Raw genomic sequence first — 17070 nt, forward strand, 5'->3', positions numbered from 1 at the left:
TCCAGCCTTAGCCGTCGATTGCCTTCAGGCCCTTGCCGGCGATCTTCTGGTTTCCGGCGTCGACGATCTGATAACAGACCTGCGCGGTGCCGGAGCTGACCATGCCGATGTTCTTGGCGGCAGCCTTGGAAACGTCGATCACGCGTCCGCGGATGAATGGTCCGCGGTCATTGATCCGTACGACGACGCTCTTGCCGTTGCGCTTGTTCGTCACCTTTACTTTGGTGCCGAAAGGCAGCGAGCGGTGAGCGGCGGTAAGCAGCGACGCATTCATCCGTTCACCGGATGCGGTCTTGGAAGTCAGAGCATACCAGGATGCGTGGCCGCACCCGGGCGCAGCATTGGCCTGCGCGGAGCCGAGAAGTGCAAAAGAAGCAGTTGCGGCCACGGCGAAAGTCGAGCGTCGAATTGTTGTCAAGTCGGTCGTCCCCGTTCGATTGGTCCCTGCACGTTGCGTGCAAGAATGGCTAAGCGGGGCGAAAAGTGGCGGAAAAGTGGGACTTTTGATCACGGAGTATTACGTAGCGTAACATTTGTGATCCAGATTCTACTGAATCGTTTAAGAAGCCAGCTAACCTTTCTAGGAAGAAAACCTTTAAAAACAGGCATAAAGAGGAAAGCTATTCCGGGATGATGGTCGCGTCCCGGGCGATCACGAAAATCGCGGAAAAAAATTTGTTGCGATGCAAGATTCTTTGCCTCATTTGGACAAATATTATGGCCGGTTGCCGCAGATCCTAAGAAATAATAACCAGCAGAGTGGCTGAAGATGGAATTTTCACCCGTTTCAAAATGGGAAAATTATCCTCTCCATCGGCCTGTCGACCACATCTCGTCGAGTGACATGCGGTAGTTCGGGAAGCGGAACTGGAACCCCAACGCGCGGATTTTGGCATTGGAAACGCGCTTGTTGGCTCCGTAAAAGGACCGGGCCATGGGGGTCATGTCGGCTGTCTCGAAGTCCTGTTCCGGAGGGGGCTCGACACCCATCAGCCGGGCGGCTTCGATGATGACGTCCTGCGGCGGACCGGGCTCGTCATCCGTGACGTTATAGATGCCTTCCATCTCGCGCTTTGCGAGGAACAAGGCGGCGCCGCCGATGTCTTCGACACGGATCCGGTTGAAGACCTGGTCTTTCTTTATGATGCGCCGCGCCGTGCCGCGCGCAAGATTGACGAAGGCGTTGCGGCCCGGTCCGTAAATTCCTGCAAGCCGCAGGATTGCCACCGGTATGCCGCCGCCTTTGCCCTCGGAGATCCAGGCTTCCTCGGTATCGACCCGCTCGATCGAGCGGCCGAGTATCGGGCTGCCGGGCGTCTCCTCGGTCACCCAGCCTCCGCCGTGGTCGCCGTAGACGCCGACGGTGGAGAGGTAGCCGATCCATTGAAGCTTCGGGCAAAGTTCGCGGAGCTGTCTCGCGAGGAGTTTCAGTAACGGGTCGCCTTCCTTGCCAGGCGGAATGGACTGAACGAGATGCGTAACCTCCCTCAGTTCGATCAGGAGTTCGTTGCTGAAGGCACTGCCGTCGAAGACGAATGCATGGATGTCTTTGGTTGCGAGATCCTGCGCCTTTTCCGTGCTCCTCGCGGTGCCGGAAACCCGCGCGCCTTCCGCTTCAAAGGCCTCGGCAATTGCCTGGCCGGAATAACCGCATCCGAAAATCATTACGCGCATCAGGCCACTCCCGCCAATTTCCATTCATCCACCACCTCGGGCTCGTCCTCAAGAAGGCGTTTCTGCGCAAATCGCAGGAATTCGTCGGCAGGCATCAGGCGTTTCAGAGCCCATATGACCATGCCGCGCACCGCTGGCGAAGGGTCGTCCGCAAGGTCGCGGCAACGCTCAATCAGCGAGGCATCGCCGGAGTTGCCGGCGGCGATCAGCACGTTGCGAATGAAGCGGTCCCGGCCGATGCGTTTGACGGGAGAGCCGCTGAAGAAGGTGCGGAACGTCGGATCGTCCAATGTCAGCAGGAAGGCGATCTCCGGTTCCTTCAGGTCCTCCCGGGCCTTCAGCTTCATTTCCGATGCGCTTGCCGCGAACTTGTTCCAGGGACACGCGGCCAGGCAATCATCGCAACCATAGATGCGGTTGCCGATAAGCGATCGGAATTCCGGATCGATCGGCCCTTTGTGCTCGATGGTCAGATAGGAAATGCAGCGGCGCGCATCGAGCCGGTAAGGCGCGGGAAAAGCGGCGGTCGGACAGGCGTCGAGGCAGGCGCGGCAGGAGCCGCAATGATCGTCCTCTGGCTTGTCCAGAAGAAGGTCAGCTGTTGTGAACAGGCTGCCGAGGAAGAGCCAGGAGCCGTGGGTGCGGCTGACGAGATTGGTATGCTTGCCCTGCCATCCAAGTCCGGCCGCTTCCGCCAGCGGCTTTTCCATGACAGGAGCCGTATCGACAAAGACCTTGACGTCCTCGCCGGCGCGGGCGGCGAAGCGCGTGGCGATTTCCTTCAGCCGCCCCTTGATGATGTCGTGATAGTCGCGGTTGCGGGCATAGACGGAGATCGCCGCTTTGTCGGGCTTCTCAAGAATGCTGCGTGGATCTTCCTCCGGCCCGTAGTTGAGGCCAAACATGACGATCGATCGCACCTCCGACCAGAGTACTTTCGGGTCGGCGCGCCGTTCGCGGGTCTCAGCCATCCATTCCATCGTGGCATGGTGACCATCAGCCAGAAAGGCGCCGAGCCGTTCGGGAGCTCTGGGAATGCTGTCGGAGCCGGTGATGCGGCAGAGGTCGAAGCCCGTCGCGGCCGCCTCCTCGCGGACGAAGGCGGTCAGCTTCTCCCGCCGCCTCCGTGCCTTGTCCTCCTCTCGCGCCGTGGCTTCAGAAATCAAGGTCCGCATAGTGAGATACCGGAGTGATGCCGCGGATGCGTTCGGCAAGCAGCGGCCGGAAGGAGGGGCGGGACTTTAGACGCTGATACCAATCCTTGGCCACCGGCGTTTCGGCCCATTCGATTTCGCCGAGGTAGTCGAGCACCGAGATGGAGGCCGCGGCGGCAAGGTCTGCGTAACTCAATCGATCCCCTGCGAGCCAGGGCCGCGAGCCTGCGAGCCACGAGAGATATTTCATGTGCTGCCTGATATTGGCGCGCGAGGTGCGCAGCACTTTGGAATCCGGTGCACCGCCGCCCTGGGCGGCCGTCATCTGCAGCTTGTAGATTCGCTCGCGGGTCAGAGGACGCGTCACGTCCTGTTCCATCTTCTGGAGGAACCATTCCGTCAACCGGCGGATCTCGGCGCGCTGCCATGGGTCTTCGGCGAGCAGCCGGCGGTCGCGCTTCAAGACGCCATGCGTCTCATCCAGAAATTCCAAGAGCACGGAAGGGCCACAAAGTACTCTCATGCTGTCGTCCACATAGACGGGAAGGGTGCCCGCCGGATTGAGCGTCAGGAATTCGCGACGCTTTTCCCAGGGCTGCTCTTCGACCAGATCCGCCTGAAACCCGTATTCGGCCAGAATCAGCCGGACGAAGCGGGAGGCCGAAGACATGGAGTGATGGTAGAGAGTGGGCATGGATATTTGAACTTCACGAACATTGTCTAGGAAGGGTAAGGCTGCTTTACGCGCCCGCCTGACATATGACAGCTATATGGATTTGGTAGGGCCAAGACAAGCAATGGCTCATAGAGTGCTTAAAACTGCCCTTATCTACTCAATAAAGGATTAAGAATGGCGGATCAGTCCATTATCAGCGCCCTCGTTCTTGGCTTGATCGAGGGGCTTACGGAGTTTCTTCCCGTATCGTCCACCGCCCACGTTCTGCTAGCCGGCCATTTTCTCGGTTTTCAATCTCCAGGCAACACATTCGCCGTATTGATTCAGCTGGGTGCGATCCTGGCTATCCTGCTCGTTTATTTCCGCAAGCTTCTGCAGATCGCCACCGACCTGCCCAGCAGCGCAAAGGCCCGAGGTTTTGTCGCAACCGTCCTCATCGCCTTCCTGCCTGCGGCCGTCATCGGCGCTCTGGCGCATGATTTCATCAAGACGGTTCTCTTCGAAACACCGATGCTGATCTGCGTGGTGCTGATTCTCGGGGGGCTTGTGCTGCTGGCGGTCGACAAGATCAAGTTCCGGCCGGTCTATCACGACGTGATGGACTATCCGCCGTCGCTCGCGTTCAAGATCGGGCTTTTCCAATGCCTTGCGATGGTTCCAGGCACGTCCCGTTCAGGCGCGACCATCGTAGGCGCGCTGCTTCTCGGCGCCGACAAGCGTTCGGCAGCGGAGTTTTCCTTCTTCCTCGCCATGCCGACCATGCTCGGCGCGTTCACGTTGGATCTCTATAAGAACCGCGCAGCGTTGAGCTTCGATGACGGCGCGGTAATTGCCGTGGGGTTTATCGCCGCTTTCGCCACCGCCCTCATCGTCGTGCGCTCCCTCTTGGATTTTGTATCGAGCCGAGGTTATGCGCCCTTCGCCTGGTGGCGGATCATCGTCGGCGTCGCAGGCCTGATCGCGCTTCTCCTGGGAGCATGAACGAAAAAAGGCGGCCGAGAGGCCGCCTTGCATCCGGATCAGGTTACCTTAGTGCTGGATGGACGCCGTGCTGCACGGGTCGACGCCATAGGCCGGCGCGCATCCGCTCTTGGTGGCTGCGTCTGTCTTCGGAGCCATGAAGGAGCCCGCCAGGATGATCAGTGCAGCGCATGCAAAAAAGAGCGCGATGGGCTTGCCCATGAAGGAATGCCTTTCCAAGGATGGTTTGATCGTCACGATTGAATGTCTTGTTGGGAGGCGAGCTTTATTGCTCGCATTCAAGGAATTCAATAAAGGATTTTGCTGAATCCGGCGTTAACGCCACTGCATTGGTCTGTGCGGCCTTTGTGCCACATCTCATGCTCGAAAGATAAGCCAAAACAAAAGACTGCTCGCTTTTTAGGCGAGCAGTCGGTCTTTCCGCAAGGGTAAGTAAAGTCTCGGCAAGGCAAAGAAAAATCAGGCGGCCCGGCCAGACCCGGTATATTGGCCCTGCGGACGATATTGCACGAGGTAGGATGGCAGGATGGATGTGGCGAGCGTCGGACGGATGCCCATCCCCTGGAGCGTACGGCCTTCCTTGGCGGCGGCCTCGGAAACGACGTTATCAACCTTGAGCAGCTTCACCTGATCGCTGGTAATCGGCGGCTTCACGAAGGGAATGAGCGACGCGATGCTGCCGATCAGCGACGCAATGCCGAAAGGCAGCGAGACCAAGGCATTGGAGCGGTTGGTAATACGCAGCATCGTCTCGAGACATTCGCGGAAGGTCATGACCTCAGGGCCGCCCAGCTCGTAGATCTTGCCGGGGGCTATCGTGCCGTCCACCGAACGGGCAACGGCCTCGGCGACATCTTCGACATAGACCGGCTGGAATTTCGTCCTGCCGCCGCCCACGAGCGGAAGCGCCGGGAAGACCTTCGCCATCGCGGCGAACTTGTTGAAGAAACTGTCTTCATGGCCGAACATGATCGACGGGCGCAGGATGACGGCATCCGGAAGGAGCGACAGGATGGTCGCCTCAGCGCGCGCCTTCGTGCGGGCGTAGGAGGAAGGGGAGTTCGAATCGGCGCCGATCGCGGAGATATGCGTGAGCTTGGCGCCGACCGCCTGGGCGGCTTCCGCGATCGAGCGGGCTCCGAAATCCTGGACGGCATCGAAGGTGTTGCGGCCTGACTCGAACATGATGCCGACGCAGTTCACCACATGAGAAGCACCTTCGACGGCCCGGAAGATCGACTGACGGTAACGCAGGTTCGCCTGTACGAGCGCGATCTGGCCGACATAACCGGCCGGCAGAAGGAAACCTGCAAGATCGGGACGGCGCACTGCGACCCGCACTCGATAGCCCCGCCTGACGAGCGTTCTGACCACGTGCCGCCCGACGAACCCGGATCCTCCGAAAACGGTGACGAGGGGCGGAAGGTTACTGACGGTCATGACATGCTCCGGGAGCCGATTGGAAGGGTTGAATGGTCTTTAGCCGAATCGTGGCAGAGGTGGAAGTACCCACACTGCCGCATCGCTTTTGGTTTCGAGGCTTCAGATGCCTTCGACCACCACCAGTTCCCCATCCGCCGCTTCCTGGCGGATTTTCGCGGCGATCTGGTATTCCGGCGAGTTATAGCAGTCTATCGCGGCCTGTGCCGAGGGGAATTCGAGCACCACATTGCGCGCCCGCGCCTTGCCTTCCAGTTCGGTGAACGGACCGCCGCGGGCAAGCGGCTTCGCGCCGTACTTCGCGAAGGGGGCCTTCGTCGCGGCAACGTAATCCTTATAACGTTCCGGATCGCGGATATCGATGCGGGCGATCCAGTATCCCTTGGCCATGAGAATTCCTCCAATACGGCGTGTGAGCGGGCTTCGATGAAATTGTGCGCGGGTCGAGATGATCAAGGCCGACAATCGCCATCATGCCGGATTGCTGTGGCGGGAAGGCCCTGGAGGAGCCTAGAGGACGGTTTGCATCTCGGCCAGGATGGCCTCCGCCGCCGCCTGCGGGTCTAAGGCCTTGACGATCGGGCGACCGACGACGAGATGGCTCGATCCGGCCTGCAGCGCGTCCGCGGGCGTCATCACCCGCTTCTGATCCCCGGCGTCCGAGCCGGCCGGCCGGATGCCCGGTGTGACGACCGCCATATCCGGGCCGACGATCTTGCGAACCGCAGCCGACTCCTCCGCCGAGCAGACGATGCCGCCCATGCCTGCTGAAAGCGCCTGTTCGGCGCGGCGCAGCACCAAGGTATGCGGGTCGTATTCGTAACCGGCGTCAATGAGATCGGTTTCGTCCATCGACGTCAGGACGGTCACTGCAAGCAGGCACAGGCCGGAGCCCTCTGCTGCCTCGACCGCGGCACGCATCGCCTTCGGATAGGCATGCAGGGTCAGCATGGTCATGCCCATCTTGGCGATATTCTCGACGCCCTTCGCCACCGTATTGTCGATATCGAGCAGCTTCATGTCGAGAAAGACGTTCTTGCCGTCTCTGGCAAGGTCGCGGGCAAATTCGAGCCCGCCGGCAAAAGCGAGCTGGTAGCCGATCTTGTAGAAGGAAATCCTGTCGCCGAGCGTCGCGACCATCTTTTCCGCTTCGCCGACGGTCGGGATGTCGAGGCCTACGATCAGACGGTTACGTGCGTTCATCGGCTTGAACTCCCTGCCATGTCTCGATTGCCGTCCAGTCGCATGAGACGGTTCGATCCGCAAGGGTGAAGTGGAAGAGATTTCCGCCGCCGCCCGGCTGATCCCGGTCCCGCGAAATCGGCAGGCCGAGAAGGTGGCATTTCAGAAGGGTGCCGACACCGCCATGGCCCACGAAGGCGATCGGCACGTCGGGATCATGACTGTCGAGGATCCGAACAACGGAGGAGACGATCCGGGCTTGCGCGTCGACAGCCCGCTCCCAGCCCTTGAAGCTCTCCTGCGGATGGGCAAAGAACCAGTCCGCCGCTTTTTCGAATTCGGGTGGCAGCAGGAAGCCGGTGGCGGACCGGTCGTTCTCGTGCATGCGAGGGAAGATCTCGACCTCGATGCCGGCCGCCGAGGCGAGTATTCTTGCCGTCTCGGTTGCCTTCACCTCATCGCTGGAAACGATCCGGCCGAGCTTTTTCGCCCAGCCCGAACGGCTCGCCTGTTCGGCGCGCCCCCGTCCTATATCCGAAAGTCCCCACTTCGGCACCGGTACGCCGGGGTCGATCCGAACCTGAGGATGCGTGATGTAGAGGCCGAACATCAGGGGCGCGTATAGGTCCACAGCTGCGCCGGCGGAATATTGCGCATGACGAAATCGTAGTGCTTGATCTTGTAGCGGTCCGGATTGGCGATGATCGGCGAAATGGGGCCATAGGTGATCTGCATCATCGGCCGGCCCGCCGGCATGCGGTCGAGCAGATCTTCCAGCAGGGCGATGCGACGCTCCATCGGGAAGCTCAGCAGCGGAATGGCGGAGATCACGCTGTCGAAGGTCGTGTCTTTCAAATTGCCCAAGGTGCGGTCGAGGTCGAAGGCGTCGCCGTTGATGAAATTCACGCCGGGGAAGGCCTTCAGGAGATGCTGATAGAAGTCCGTCGAATATTCGACGGAGACGAGTTCCTCAGGCCGAACGCCGTGCTTCAGGATAGCCTTGGTGATGATGCCCGTGCCGGGGCCCAGTTCCAGCACAGGCAGACCGGACCCGGTATTGATGACGCTTGCCATCCGTTTCGCGGTGACGGAGGAAGTCGGAAGAATGGCGCCAACCTGTTTCGGTCCGTCGATCCAGCCTTTGAAGAACCGGATTTCCTCATTGAACTTGCGGCCCAGCCGCTCTTTCAGACGCAATTCCATCGTCTGTCCTCCCTCTTGAATGCCTTATGCCGATGTTCATGCCGCAAAGGCAAGAGCAAATGTCGCATCTGGCGTAGGTCATGAAAAAAGCGGCTGGTTGCCAGCCGCTTCGATGATTAGACGCGCATAGGCATCAAGACGTAGAGTGCATCGTCGCCGGCCGTGTCCCGTACCAGCGTCGGAGAGCCGGCATCCGCCAGCATGAAGATCGCATCATCACCGGACAACTGCGCCGTGATGTCGAGCAGGTATTTGGCGTTGAAGCCGATTTCCATCGGATCGTTGTCGTAGCCGACTGCCACTTCTTCCGTAGCGCTGCCGGAATCGGGGTTGTTGACCGTCAGCATGAGCTGACCGTCCGTAAGCGACAGCTTGACGGCGCGGCCACGCTCCGAGGAAATGGTGGAGACGCGATCGACCGCCTTGGTGAAGCTTTCGCAATCGACCCGCATTTCCTTATCGTTGCCGGTCGGAATAACCCGCTGGTAGTCGGGGAAGGTGCCGTCGATCAGCTTTGAAGTCATCACCACCGTGCCGATCGTCAGGCGGATCTTCGCGTCGGAAACTTCGACGGTGACGATTGCCTCGGCGTCGTCCATGAGCTTCTGCAATTCGCCGACCGTCTTGCGGGGAATAATGATCCCCGGCATGCCTTCCGAACCGGCCGGCGCCTGGACATCGGCGCGGGCCAGGCGGTGTCCGTCGGTCGCGACGGCGCGAAGCTTCAGGTCGCCGCCGGCCTCGATCGTGTGGAAGAAGATGCCGTTCAGGTAATAGCGAGTCTCCTCGGTGGAGATCGCGAACTGCGTGCGGTCGATCAGCATCTTCAGATCGGTCGCCTTCAGCTTGAAGGTATGTGTGAAGCTGCCGGCGGTGAGATCGGGGAAATCCGATTCCGGCAGGCACTGCAGCGAGAACTTCGAGCGGCCGGACTGTACGGTCATGGAGCCGCCGTCCGGATTGGTCGCGAGCAGCACTTCCGAACCGTCGGGCAGCTTGCGGACGATTTCATAAAGCAGATGCGCCGGAACCGTCGTCGCTCCCGCATTCTCCACCATGGCCGGGAGGGACTCGGTGATCTCGAGGTCGAGGTCGGTCGCTTTCAGGTCGAGGCTGTTGCCCGAGGCGCGCATCAGCACGTTGGAAAGGATCGGGATCGTGTTCCGCCGCTCGACCACGCGATGTACGTGGTTCAGCGATTTCAGAAGGTTGGACCGCTCAAGAGTAATACGCATGGACGCTATCGCTTTCGACCGTGACGGATCCGGCAGGGCCGGACCCTGATATTGTGCCGGCTCCAAGGCAGCCGGATGATGTGGACGCGCAAAATGGCAGACAACGGCGGCGAAAAGCAAGAGGTGAACAAGGAGTTGCCATGCCAAATCGCCCGATCGGCTTGCACTGCACACAGAAAACATCTCCTCCGTTTACTTGCCGAACCGGGCTAGGATGCTCATAAAGAGGCATGAGCATCCTATCCCCTAAGGTATCCCGTGGCAGACGAACATAAAGCCGCCCAGCGCGGCTATCGCGTTGCCAACACATTCGTGCCTGCCAGACCGCAGGAGCCGGCGCTTTATCTGGTGGCGACGCCGATCGGCAATCTCGGGGACATCACCTTGCGCGCCTTGGAGACGCTCGCGGGCGTCGACGTGCTGGCCTGCGAAGATACGCGCGTCACCCGGGTCCTGCTGGACCGTTACGGTATCGTCAACCGGCCCTTTGCCTACCATGAGCATAATGCGGATGAGGCCGGGCCGAAGCTGATTGCCGCCCTAGAGGAAGGAAAATCGGTGGCACTCGTCTCCGATGCCGGCACGCCGCTGGTCTCCGATCCGGGCTACCGGCTTGGGCAGATGGCAGTCGAGGCTGGTCATAGGGTCGTGCCGATCCCCGGCGCGTCTGCGCCGCTTGCGGCTCTTGTCGGCTCTGGCATGCCTTCGGACGCCTTTCTTTTTGCCGGTTTCCTGCCGGCCAAGGACAAGGGACGGCGAGATCGGCTGGCGGAGCTTTCCAAAGTGCCTGCCACGCTGATCTTCTTCGAATCGCCGCATCGGATCGGCGCCACTCTTGCGGCGGCGGCGGAGGTGCTTGGGAAAAACCGTCGCGCCTGTGTCTGCCGGGAGCTCACGAAGACCTTCGAGGAGTTCCGTCGCGGATCGCTGCAGGAACTTGCCGCTTATTATGATGAGGAGCGGACCGTGAAAGGCGAGATCGTACTGCTTGTCGCGCCTCCGCAGGCGGAAGAGGCGCCGGGCGAGGTGGAGGTGGAAGCACTGCTACGGGAACTCTCGGCCACGATGCCGACGGCCAAGGCGGCAGCAGAAGCCGCCCGCCTCACGGGGCTTGGCCGAAAAGACCTCTATCAGCGGCTCCTGGACCTGAAGGAAACGGGTGGCGGTGGAAAATGACCCCGGCTTGAAGCGGCGCAAGGCCGAACGCCGAGGCCATGTCTCGGAATATCTGGCCGCGTTGTACCTGCTGGCAAAGGGCTACCGGGTTCTGGCGATCCGCTATCGCACCAAACTCGGCGAGATAGATCTGATTGCCCGCAAAGGTGATCTCGTCATCTTCGTCGAAGTGAAGGCCCGGATCGGCGAACAGGAAGCGATCGATGCCGTTGGCTTCACCACGCAGGCTCGCATCCGCGCGGCAAGCGATCTGTGGCTTTCGAAGCGGAAGGATGCGGCGAGGCTTTCGCAGCGTTACGACATTATTGCCGTATTGCCGAGCCGGCTTCCTCGGCATTTTCCGGACGCGTTTTAAGGAAACTTCCAACGATCCTTGCTCTGTTAGAAAAATGACATAAAACTGTAAAGTCGGTGTCATGGGAGGACCCTATTCGGGGCCGGCACCAATCAAGGTGGAGGACATAAAATGTTGAAAAAACTTTCGATGGCCGCATTCGCGGTCGCTCTGTCGGCAACCTCTTCGCTTGCTGCGACGGAAGTCACCTGGTGGCATGCCATGGGTGGCGAACTCGGCAAGAAGCTGGAAGAAATCGCTCAGAAATTCAACGAGAGCCAGACCGACTACAAGGTCGTGCCTGTCTACAAGGGAAGCTATCCAGAAACGCTGACGGCAGCGATCGCCGCTTTCCGCGCAAAACAGCAGCCGGCTATCGTTCAGGTCTTCGAAGTCGGCACAGGCACGATGATGGCTGCCAAGGGTGCCGTATATCCGGTTTACAAGCTGATGGCCGATGAGGGCGAAACCTTCGACCCCAAGACCTTCCTGGCGCCGGTCACTGGTTATTATTCCGATACCCAGGGCAACATCCTGTCGCTGCCCTTCAACTCCTCCACGCCGATCATGTATTACAACAAGGACGTCTTCAAGAAGGCCGGCCTTGATCCGGAAGTCGCTCCGAAGACCTGGAAGGAAGTCGAAGAGTTCTCGAAGAAGATCGTCTCTTCGGGCGCTGCCAAGTGTGGCTTCACCTCCGCCTGGATCACCTGGGTTCAGACGGAGAACCTGTCGGCGATTCACGACAAGCCTTTCGGCACTCTGCAGAACGGTTTTGGCGGCGTGAAGTCCGAATTCAACTTCAATGGCCCGCTTCAGGTCAAGCATTGGGCAAATCTGAAAAAGTGGCAGGACGAGGGCCTGTTCAAGTACGGCGGTCCGGTCGGTGGCGATCAGGCGGCGACGATGTTCTACGCGCAGGAATGCGCAATCACCATGAACTCGTCTGCAGGCCGCGCCGGCGTTATCAACAACGCCAAGACCTTCACTCCGGGCTTTGCTCCGCTGCCTTATTATGACGACGAGATCAAGGAGCCGAAGAACTCCATCATCGGCGGCGCGACCCTCTGGGTGCTGAACGGCAAGGACAAGGCCACCTACAAGGGTGTTGCCAAGTTCTTCAGCTACCTCTCCAAGGCGGAAGTCCAGGCCGATTGGCACCAGTTCACCGGTTACCTGCCGATCACCAATGCCGCCTACGATCTTGGCCAGAAGCAGGGCTACTACGAAAAGAACCCGGGTTCCGACATCGCCATCAAGCAGATCACCCGCGGCACCCCTTCGGACAATTCGAAGGGCTTGCGGTTTGGCAATTTCACGCAGGTCCGCACCATTGTCGACGAGGAGTTCCAGGCGCTGCTCGCCAACAAGAAGGACGCCAAGCAGGCGCTCGACAGTGCCGTTCAGCGTGGCAACGCGCTGCTGCGTGAATTCGAAGCGGCTAACTCGAACTGATCACGCCGATTCACTGCAGGGAGGGCCGGCGCCTGCCGGGCCTCCCTTGCTCGTTTCCTATTTTGTGGTGAGGGATCGGTGGATACCAAGAGAACAACCTTCAACAACCGCCTGCTGCCTTATCTGCTGCTTGCGCCCCAGCTCGCTATCACGCTCATCTTCTTCATTTGGCCTGCTGCGCAGGCAGTGAAATCCTCCTTCGAGCGGGAGGACCCATTCGGGTTCTCGACCGTCTTTGTAGGGCTGGCGCATTATCAGCAGCTGCTCGCTGATCCGAACTATCTGGATTCTCTCTGGCGCACCGCGGTATTCGCCGTGTCGGTTACGTTGCTTTCGATGGTGCTGGGTCTTGCATTTGCGGCCGCGGTCGACCGTCTGGCGCGGACCTCGAAGATCTACACAACGCTCTTGGTCTGGCCCTACGCCGTCGCCCCGGTGGTCGCCGGTGTCCTCTGGTGGTTCCTGTTCAATACGTCCACCGGCCTTCTGCCTTTCTTTCTGGAGCGGTTCGGCATTCTCTGGGATCACGATCTCAACGGCACCCATGCCATGATCCTGATCATCATCGCCGCGGCCTGGAAGCAGATCTCCTACAATTTTCTTTTCTTCCTCGCCGGCCTGCAGTCAGTGCCGCAGGCGCTGATGGAGGCCGCGGCGATCGACGGTTCCGGGCCGGTCAAGCGCTTCTTCACGATTTCGCTGCCGCTTCTGTCGCCGACGACGTTTTTCCTGTTCATCATCAACGTGAACTACACGATGTTCGATACCTTCCCGATCGTGGACGCCACGACGGGCGGCGGACCTGCTCAGGCGACGACCACGCTCGTCTACAAGGTCTATCAGGATGGTTACGTCGGCTTGAACCTCGGCTCCTCTTCGGCGCAATCGGTGCTTTTGATGCTGATCGTGATGCTGCTGACCTTCGTCCAGTTCCGCTTCGTCGAACGCCGCGTCCAGTATTGAGGAACGATCATGGTTGAAAACCGCCCCTTCCTGACCTTCCTCACCCACGCTTTCCTGATCCTGGGATTCTTGATTGTCGCTCTGCCGGTCTATGTCGCGATCATGGCGTCGACCCATGATATTTCGACACTGATGAGCGGTCCTGTTCCGCTCTTGCCGGGCTCGCATTTCATCGAAAACTACTCGACCATCCTGACCAGCGCCTCTGCTGCCCACGGCTTGCCCAACTACTCGCATATGGCATTGAATTCGCTGGTCATGGCGCTGGCAATCACGGTTGGGAAGATTTGCATCTCTATCCTTTCTGCCTTCGCGATCGTCTACTTCCGCTTCCCTTTCAGGCTTCTGGCCTTCTGGATCATCTTCGTCACGCTGATGCTGCCGGTCGAGGTGCGCATCATGCCGACCTACAAGATCGTCGCCGATCTCGGCATGCTGAACTCCTGGGCCGGGCTGACCATTCCCCTGATCGCATCGGCCACGGCGACTTTCCTGTTCCGCCAGTTCTTCATGACGGTGCCGGACGAGCTTCTGGAAGCGGCGCGTGTGGACGGAGCCGGCCCGCTGAAGTTTTTCAGGGACATTCTGCTGCCGCTCTCGCGCACCAATATCGGCGCCTTATGCGTCATCCTCTTTATCTATGGCTGGGTGCAGTATCTCTGGCCGCTCCTGGTGACCACGGATCCCGGCTACTACACGCTGATGATGGGCATGAAGCGCATGGTCACCGTTCAGGACGGCGTCATCGAGTGGCACCTCGTCATGGCAGGTTCGGTACTTGCAATGCTTCCCCCCATCCTGGTCGTGGTCTTTATGCAGCGGTTGTTCATCCGCGGCCTTACTGAAACGGAGAAATGAAATGGCCGGCATCCACATCGCCGAGGTTTCGAAGGTTTATGCCGGCGGCGTAAAAGCCGTGAATTCGGTGTCGATCGACATCGCCGACGGAGAGTTCATCGTGCTGGTCGGTCCGTCCGGCTGCGGCAAGTCGACACTTTTACGCATGGTCGCGGGGCTGGAGACGATCTCGGGCGGTGAGGTGAAGATCGCCGACCGCGTCGTCAACAACGTGGAGCCGGCCGATCGCGATATCGCGATGGTCTTCCAGAACTATGCGCTCTATCCGCATATGACGGTCTACAACAACCTCGCCTACGGCCTGAAAAACCGCGGCACGCCCAAGGCGGAGATCGATGCCCGCGTGACGGAGGCGGCGCGGATGCTGGAGATCACCCAGTATCTCGACCGCAAGCCGCGCGCTCTTTCCGGCGGCCAGCGCCAGCGCGTCGCAATGGGGCGTGCGATCGTGCGCAAGCCGGCCGCCTTCCTGTTCGATGAACCGCTGTCGAACCTCGATGCGAAGCTGCGCGTTTCGATGCGCGGCGAGATCAAGCGCCTGCAGCGACGGCTCGGCACGACGTCGATCTACGTCACCCACGATCAGCTGGAGGCAATGACGCTCGCCGACCGCCTCGTCGTGCTGAACGGCGGCAGGATCGAACAGATCGGAGCTCCTCTGGAGGTCTATCACGCGCCGGCATCCACCTTCGTCGCGAGCTTCATCGGCTCGCCGGCCATGAATCTCGTCAAGGGGGAACTGCACGGCGACAAGCTGGCGATCGGCCCGTCGGTGATCGGACTCAACGGTTTTGCGCCCGCATCCGGCACCGTCACCGTGGGCGTCCGCGCCGAGGATATCCGGATTGCACGTGCGGATGAGGAGGCTCTGCCCTTCCGTCTGGAATATGCGGAGGAACTGGGCGCCCAGCGCCTTATCCACGGCACGGTGGGCGATCAGCAGATCACGGCGGCCGTATCGCCTGAACTCGAACTTGCGCCCGAGATGCAGATCGCCATCGACGCGAGCCGCCTGCATTTCTTCGCCGTCGACACCGGCAAGCGGTTGCCCGGCAATGTGCCGGCGGAGGCGAAACTTGCTCCTGTCGAGCCGGTCGCCTGACCGCCGTCCTGAAATCGGGCCGACCGCTAAAATTGTAGTGTCGGCCTGAACAGCCAGGTTACGCTTTGCCGCTATTGTTTCCCGGTCTGGGAACTATAGGGGGCAATATGAGCTGGCAAGTTCTTGCTGTGAGTGTGGCGGCCATGGCCGTTCGGCACAAGTCCTACGCGCCGGAGCAGGCGCCTGTTAAAGCATTTGTCGGCGCCTGTCCGGATTCTCTCGAAATGGCTCCGCTGCCGATCGAGCCCTCCTGGATTATCTCCGGCAATCCGCAGGCCCGTGCCGCCTCTCATTCAAAGGCCGACGATCAATGTGCCGCGACGGGCGTATGGGACTGCACGGCCGGCACCTTCCGCTGGTTCTTCGGCTGGGACGAGACGGTCGTGATCCTGGAAGGCGAAGTGCATGTAACCGCCGAAGACGGCACCGAGCGCACCCTGCGCAGTGGCGATGTGGCCTATTTCAAGGGCGGCACCTGGGCCACCTGGCAAATCGATAACTATGTCCGCAAAGTCGCTTTTCTGCGCAAACCGTTCCCGGCGCCGCTCGCGATGCTCTATCGTCTCCGCAACATGCTGCGCCCCAAGGCCCAGGTCGGCCTGGCGGCTTGATATCGGTTTGATTGCCGTTGCCTTCGAGCGCCCGCCGTCCTACATCAGGCGGGCATTTTTTGAGGGGCTGAAGTCATGGCAAAAATCCGCACCGTCGCATTCCAGATGGACCATATCTCCGGCGTCAACATAGCCGGCGATTCGACATTCGCCATGGCGCTGGAAGCACAGGCGCGAGGCCTGGAGCTTTTCCACTATACGCCCGACCGGTTGACGCAGCGGGACGGCAGGATCTTTGCGACCGTCGAGCCGCTGCAGGTCCGGGACGTGAAGGGCGATCACTTCACGCTTGGGGAAAAGCAACGTGTCGACCTTTCGACCATGGACGTCGTTCATCTGCGTCAGGACCCGCCCTTCGACATGGGCTATATCACGTCGACTCACCTGCTCGAGCGCATCCATCCGAAGACCCTGGTGGTGAACGATCCGGCCTGGGTGCGCAACTCGCCGGAAAAGATCTTCGTGACCGAATTTGCCGATCTTATGCCGGCGACCCTCATTTCGCGCGATCCGATGGAGATCGCCCGCTTCCGGGAGGAGATGGGCGATATCATCCTCAAACCGCTCTACGGCAATGGTGGTGCGGGCGTCTTCCATTCGGCGCGCGACGATCGCAACTTTACCTCGCTTCTCGAAATGTTCGGCCAGATGTATCGCGGCGAGCCCTATATCGCCCAGGCTTATCTGCCCGCCGTGCGCAAGGGCGACAAGCGGATCCTGCTGGTGGATGGCGAACCCGTTGGGGCCATCAACCGGGTGCCGGCCGAACATGACAGCCGCTCCAACATGCATGTCGGCGGGCGTGCAGAGCCGACCGAGATAACGGCGCGCGAAAGGGAGATCTGCGCTCGGATCGGGCCGGCATTGCGCGAACGCGGCTTCCTCTTCGTCGGTATTGATGTGATCGGCGACTATATGACCGAGATCAACGTCACGTCCCCGACGGGAATCCGTGAAGTCAAGAAGTTCGGCGGCGCCGATGTCGCAAGTCTGCTGTGGAACGCCATCGAAGCAAAGCGGGGCTGA

20 protein-coding genes are annotated in these 17070 nt (G+C 60.2%); 9 read left to right on the forward strand and 11 right to left on the reverse strand.

Annotated elements, in window-relative coordinates:
* Positions 1-7 precede the first annotated feature (7 nt).
* The 4 genes from EDE09_RS00150 to EDE09_RS00165 all read right to left on the reverse strand — a co-directional run bounded on the left by EDE09_RS00150 (position 8) and on the right by EDE09_RS00165 (position 3522).
* Positions 8-388: a septal ring lytic transglycosylase RlpA family protein gene (locus EDE09_RS00150; protein ID WP_245505059.1), complete on the reverse strand. Its 381-nt coding sequence runs from the start codon at positions 386-388 to the stop codon at positions 8-10.
* A 413-nt stretch (positions 389-801) separates the two neighbouring features.
* Positions 802-1674: an SDR family oxidoreductase gene (locus EDE09_RS00155; RefSeq protein ID WP_132408273.1), complete on the reverse strand. Its 873-nt coding sequence runs from the start codon at positions 1672-1674 to the stop codon at positions 802-804.
* Positions 1674-2849, reverse strand: a complete 1176-nt coding sequence (gene queG, locus EDE09_RS00160; RefSeq protein WP_132408275.1) for a tRNA epoxyqueuosine(34) reductase QueG — start codon at positions 2847-2849, stop codon at positions 1674-1676. The genes EDE09_RS00155 and queG overlap by 1 nt, the downstream gene beginning before the upstream one ends.
* Positions 2830-3522, reverse strand: coding sequence for a glutathione S-transferase family protein (locus EDE09_RS00165; RefSeq protein WP_105370404.1), 693 nt, complete (start codon positions 3520-3522; stop codon positions 2830-2832). The genes queG and EDE09_RS00165 overlap by 20 nt, the downstream gene beginning before the upstream one ends.
* A gap of 156 nt (positions 3523-3678) precedes the next feature.
* On the opposite strand from EDE09_RS00165, the gene EDE09_RS00170 reads away from it, so the two are divergent.
* Positions 3679-4485, forward strand: a complete 807-nt coding sequence (locus tag EDE09_RS00170) for an undecaprenyl-diphosphate phosphatase (protein ID WP_112802419.1) — start codon at positions 3679-3681, stop codon at positions 4483-4485.
* Between the two features lie 48 nt (positions 4486-4533).
* On the opposite strand, the gene EDE09_RS27965 is transcribed toward EDE09_RS00170, so the two are convergent.
* From EDE09_RS27965 to dnaN, 7 genes are all read right to left on the reverse strand, one after another.
* Entirely contained in the window at positions 4534-4686 is a 153-nt protein-coding gene (locus tag EDE09_RS27965) for a hypothetical protein (protein ID WP_165924080.1), read from the reverse strand.
* A gap of 258 nt (positions 4687-4944) precedes the next feature.
* Entirely contained in the window at positions 4945-5925 is a 981-nt protein-coding gene (locus tag EDE09_RS00175) for a complex I NDUFA9 subunit family protein (RefSeq protein ID WP_132408277.1), read from the reverse strand.
* A gap of 102 nt (positions 5926-6027) precedes the next feature.
* Positions 6028-6315: a DUF1330 domain-containing protein gene (locus EDE09_RS00180; protein WP_132408279.1), complete on the reverse strand. Its 288-nt coding sequence runs from the start codon at positions 6313-6315 to the stop codon at positions 6028-6030.
* 120 nt (positions 6316-6435) lie between these two features.
* Entirely contained in the window at positions 6436-7128 is a 693-nt protein-coding gene (gene pyrF / locus EDE09_RS00185) for an orotidine-5'-phosphate decarboxylase (protein ID WP_132408281.1), read from the reverse strand.
* On the reverse strand, positions 7115-7717 hold the full coding sequence (locus EDE09_RS00190; RefSeq protein ID WP_132408283.1) for a histidine phosphatase family protein: 603 nt from the start codon (positions 7715-7717) through the stop codon (positions 7115-7117). Before EDE09_RS00190 ends, pyrF begins: the two co-directional genes overlap by 14 nt.
* On the reverse strand, positions 7717-8310 hold the full coding sequence (pmtA, locus tag EDE09_RS00195; protein WP_132408285.1) for a phospholipid N-methyltransferase PmtA: 594 nt from the start codon (positions 8308-8310) through the stop codon (positions 7717-7719). The genes EDE09_RS00190 and pmtA overlap by 1 nt, the downstream gene beginning before the upstream one ends.
* A 116-nt stretch (positions 8311-8426) precedes the next feature.
* Positions 8427-9545, reverse strand: a complete 1119-nt coding sequence (dnaN, locus tag EDE09_RS00200) for a DNA polymerase III subunit beta (protein WP_105370702.1) — start codon at positions 9543-9545, stop codon at positions 8427-8429.
* Positions 9546-9803: 258 nt separating this feature from the next.
* On the opposite strand from dnaN, the gene rsmI reads away from it, so the two are divergent.
* The 8 genes from rsmI to gshB all read left to right on the forward strand — a co-directional run bounded on the left by rsmI (position 9804) and on the right by gshB (position 17070).
* Positions 9804-10721 (forward strand): 16S rRNA (cytidine(1402)-2'-O)-methyltransferase, encoded by a 918-nt coding sequence (gene rsmI / locus EDE09_RS00205; protein ID WP_112802432.1) that lies wholly within the window; start codon positions 9804-9806, stop codon positions 10719-10721.
* Positions 10711-11076 (forward strand): YraN family protein, encoded by a 366-nt coding sequence (locus EDE09_RS00210; RefSeq protein WP_132408287.1) that lies wholly within the window; start codon positions 10711-10713, stop codon positions 11074-11076. Before rsmI ends, EDE09_RS00210 begins: the two co-directional genes overlap by 11 nt.
* A gap of 111 nt (positions 11077-11187) precedes the next feature.
* Positions 11188-12510 carry a sn-glycerol-3-phosphate ABC transporter substrate-binding protein UgpB gene (gene ugpB, locus EDE09_RS00215; RefSeq protein WP_132408289.1) on the forward strand — a complete coding sequence of 441 codons (1323 nt, stop codon included), beginning with the start codon at positions 11188-11190 and terminating at the stop codon, positions 12508-12510.
* 78 nt (positions 12511-12588) lie between these two features.
* On the forward strand, positions 12589-13473 hold the full coding sequence (gene ugpA, locus EDE09_RS00220) for a sn-glycerol-3-phosphate ABC transporter permease UgpA (RefSeq protein WP_132408291.1): 885 nt from the start codon (positions 12589-12591) through the stop codon (positions 13471-13473).
* Positions 13474-13482: 9 nt separating this feature from the next.
* Entirely contained in the window at positions 13483-14331 is an 849-nt protein-coding gene (gene ugpE, locus EDE09_RS00225) for a sn-glycerol-3-phosphate ABC transporter permease UgpE (RefSeq protein WP_132408293.1), read from the forward strand.
* Position 14332: 1 nt separating this feature from the next.
* Entirely contained in the window at positions 14333-15433 is a 1101-nt protein-coding gene (locus tag EDE09_RS00230) for a sn-glycerol-3-phosphate import ATP-binding protein UgpC (protein ID WP_105370418.1), read from the forward strand.
* Positions 15434-15540: 107 nt separating this feature from the next.
* Positions 15541-16044: a cupin domain-containing protein gene (locus EDE09_RS00235; RefSeq protein ID WP_132408295.1), complete on the forward strand. Its 504-nt coding sequence runs from the start codon at positions 15541-15543 to the stop codon at positions 16042-16044.
* Between the two features lie 75 nt (positions 16045-16119).
* Complete coding sequence (gene gshB / locus EDE09_RS00240; protein ID WP_112802438.1) at positions 16120-17070, forward strand: glutathione synthase; 951 nt, start codon at positions 16120-16122, stop codon at positions 17068-17070.

The sequence above is a fragment of the Neorhizobium sp. S3-V5DH genome, assembly GCF_004343065.1.
GTDB classification, from domain to species: Bacteria; Pseudomonadota; Alphaproteobacteria; order Rhizobiales; family Rhizobiaceae; genus Neorhizobium; species Neorhizobium huautlense.

Excerpts from the sequence above, each read along its gene's own strand:
- EDE09_RS00165 (WP_105370404.1), bottom strand. The coding sequence starts at position 3,522 with ATGCCCACTCTCTACCATCACTCCATGTCTTCGGCCTCCCGCTTCGTC.
- ugpB (WP_132408289.1), top strand. The coding sequence starts at position 11,188 with ATGTTGAAAAAACTTTCGATGGCCGCATTCGCGGTCGCTCTGTCGGCA.
- ugpE (WP_132408293.1), top strand. The coding sequence starts at position 13,483 with ATGGTTGAAAACCGCCCCTTCCTGACCTTCCTCACCCACGCTTTCCTG.
- dnaN (WP_105370702.1), bottom strand. The coding sequence starts at position 9,545 with ATGCGTATTACTCTTGAGCGGTCCAACCTTCTGAAATCGCTGAACCAC.
- EDE09_RS00175 (WP_132408277.1), bottom strand. The coding sequence starts at position 5,925 with ATGACCGTCAGTAACCTTCCGCCCCTCGTCACCGTTTTCGGAGGATCC.
- pmtA (WP_132408285.1), bottom strand. The coding sequence starts at position 8,310 with ATGGAATTGCGTCTGAAAGAGCGGCTGGGCCGCAAGTTCAATGAGGAA.
- EDE09_RS00230 (WP_105370418.1), top strand. The coding sequence starts at position 14,333 with ATGGCCGGCATCCACATCGCCGAGGTTTCGAAGGTTTATGCCGGCGGC.
- gshB (WP_112802438.1), top strand. The coding sequence starts at position 16,120 with ATGGCAAAAATCCGCACCGTCGCATTCCAGATGGACCATATCTCCGGC.
- EDE09_RS00235 (WP_132408295.1), top strand. The coding sequence starts at position 15,541 with ATGAGCTGGCAAGTTCTTGCTGTGAGTGTGGCGGCCATGGCCGTTCGG.
- EDE09_RS00170 (WP_112802419.1), top strand. The coding sequence starts at position 3,679 with ATGGCGGATCAGTCCATTATCAGCGCCCTCGTTCTTGGCTTGATCGAG.
- EDE09_RS00180 (WP_132408279.1), bottom strand. The coding sequence starts at position 6,315 with ATGGCCAAGGGATACTGGATCGCCCGCATCGATATCCGCGATCCGGAA.
- EDE09_RS00155 (WP_132408273.1), bottom strand. The coding sequence starts at position 1,674 with ATGCGCGTAATGATTTTCGGATGCGGTTATTCCGGCCAGGCAATTGCC.
- queG (WP_132408275.1), bottom strand. The coding sequence starts at position 2,849 with ATGCGGACCTTGATTTCTGAAGCCACGGCGCGAGAGGAGGACAAGGCA.
- EDE09_RS00190 (WP_132408283.1), bottom strand. The coding sequence starts at position 7,717 with ATGTTCGGCCTCTACATCACGCATCCTCAGGTTCGGATCGACCCCGGC.
- EDE09_RS27965 (WP_165924080.1), bottom strand. The coding sequence starts at position 4,686 with ATGGGCAAGCCCATCGCGCTCTTTTTTGCATGCGCTGCACTGATCATC.
- pyrF (WP_132408281.1), bottom strand. The coding sequence starts at position 7,128 with ATGAACGCACGTAACCGTCTGATCGTAGGCCTCGACATCCCGACCGTC.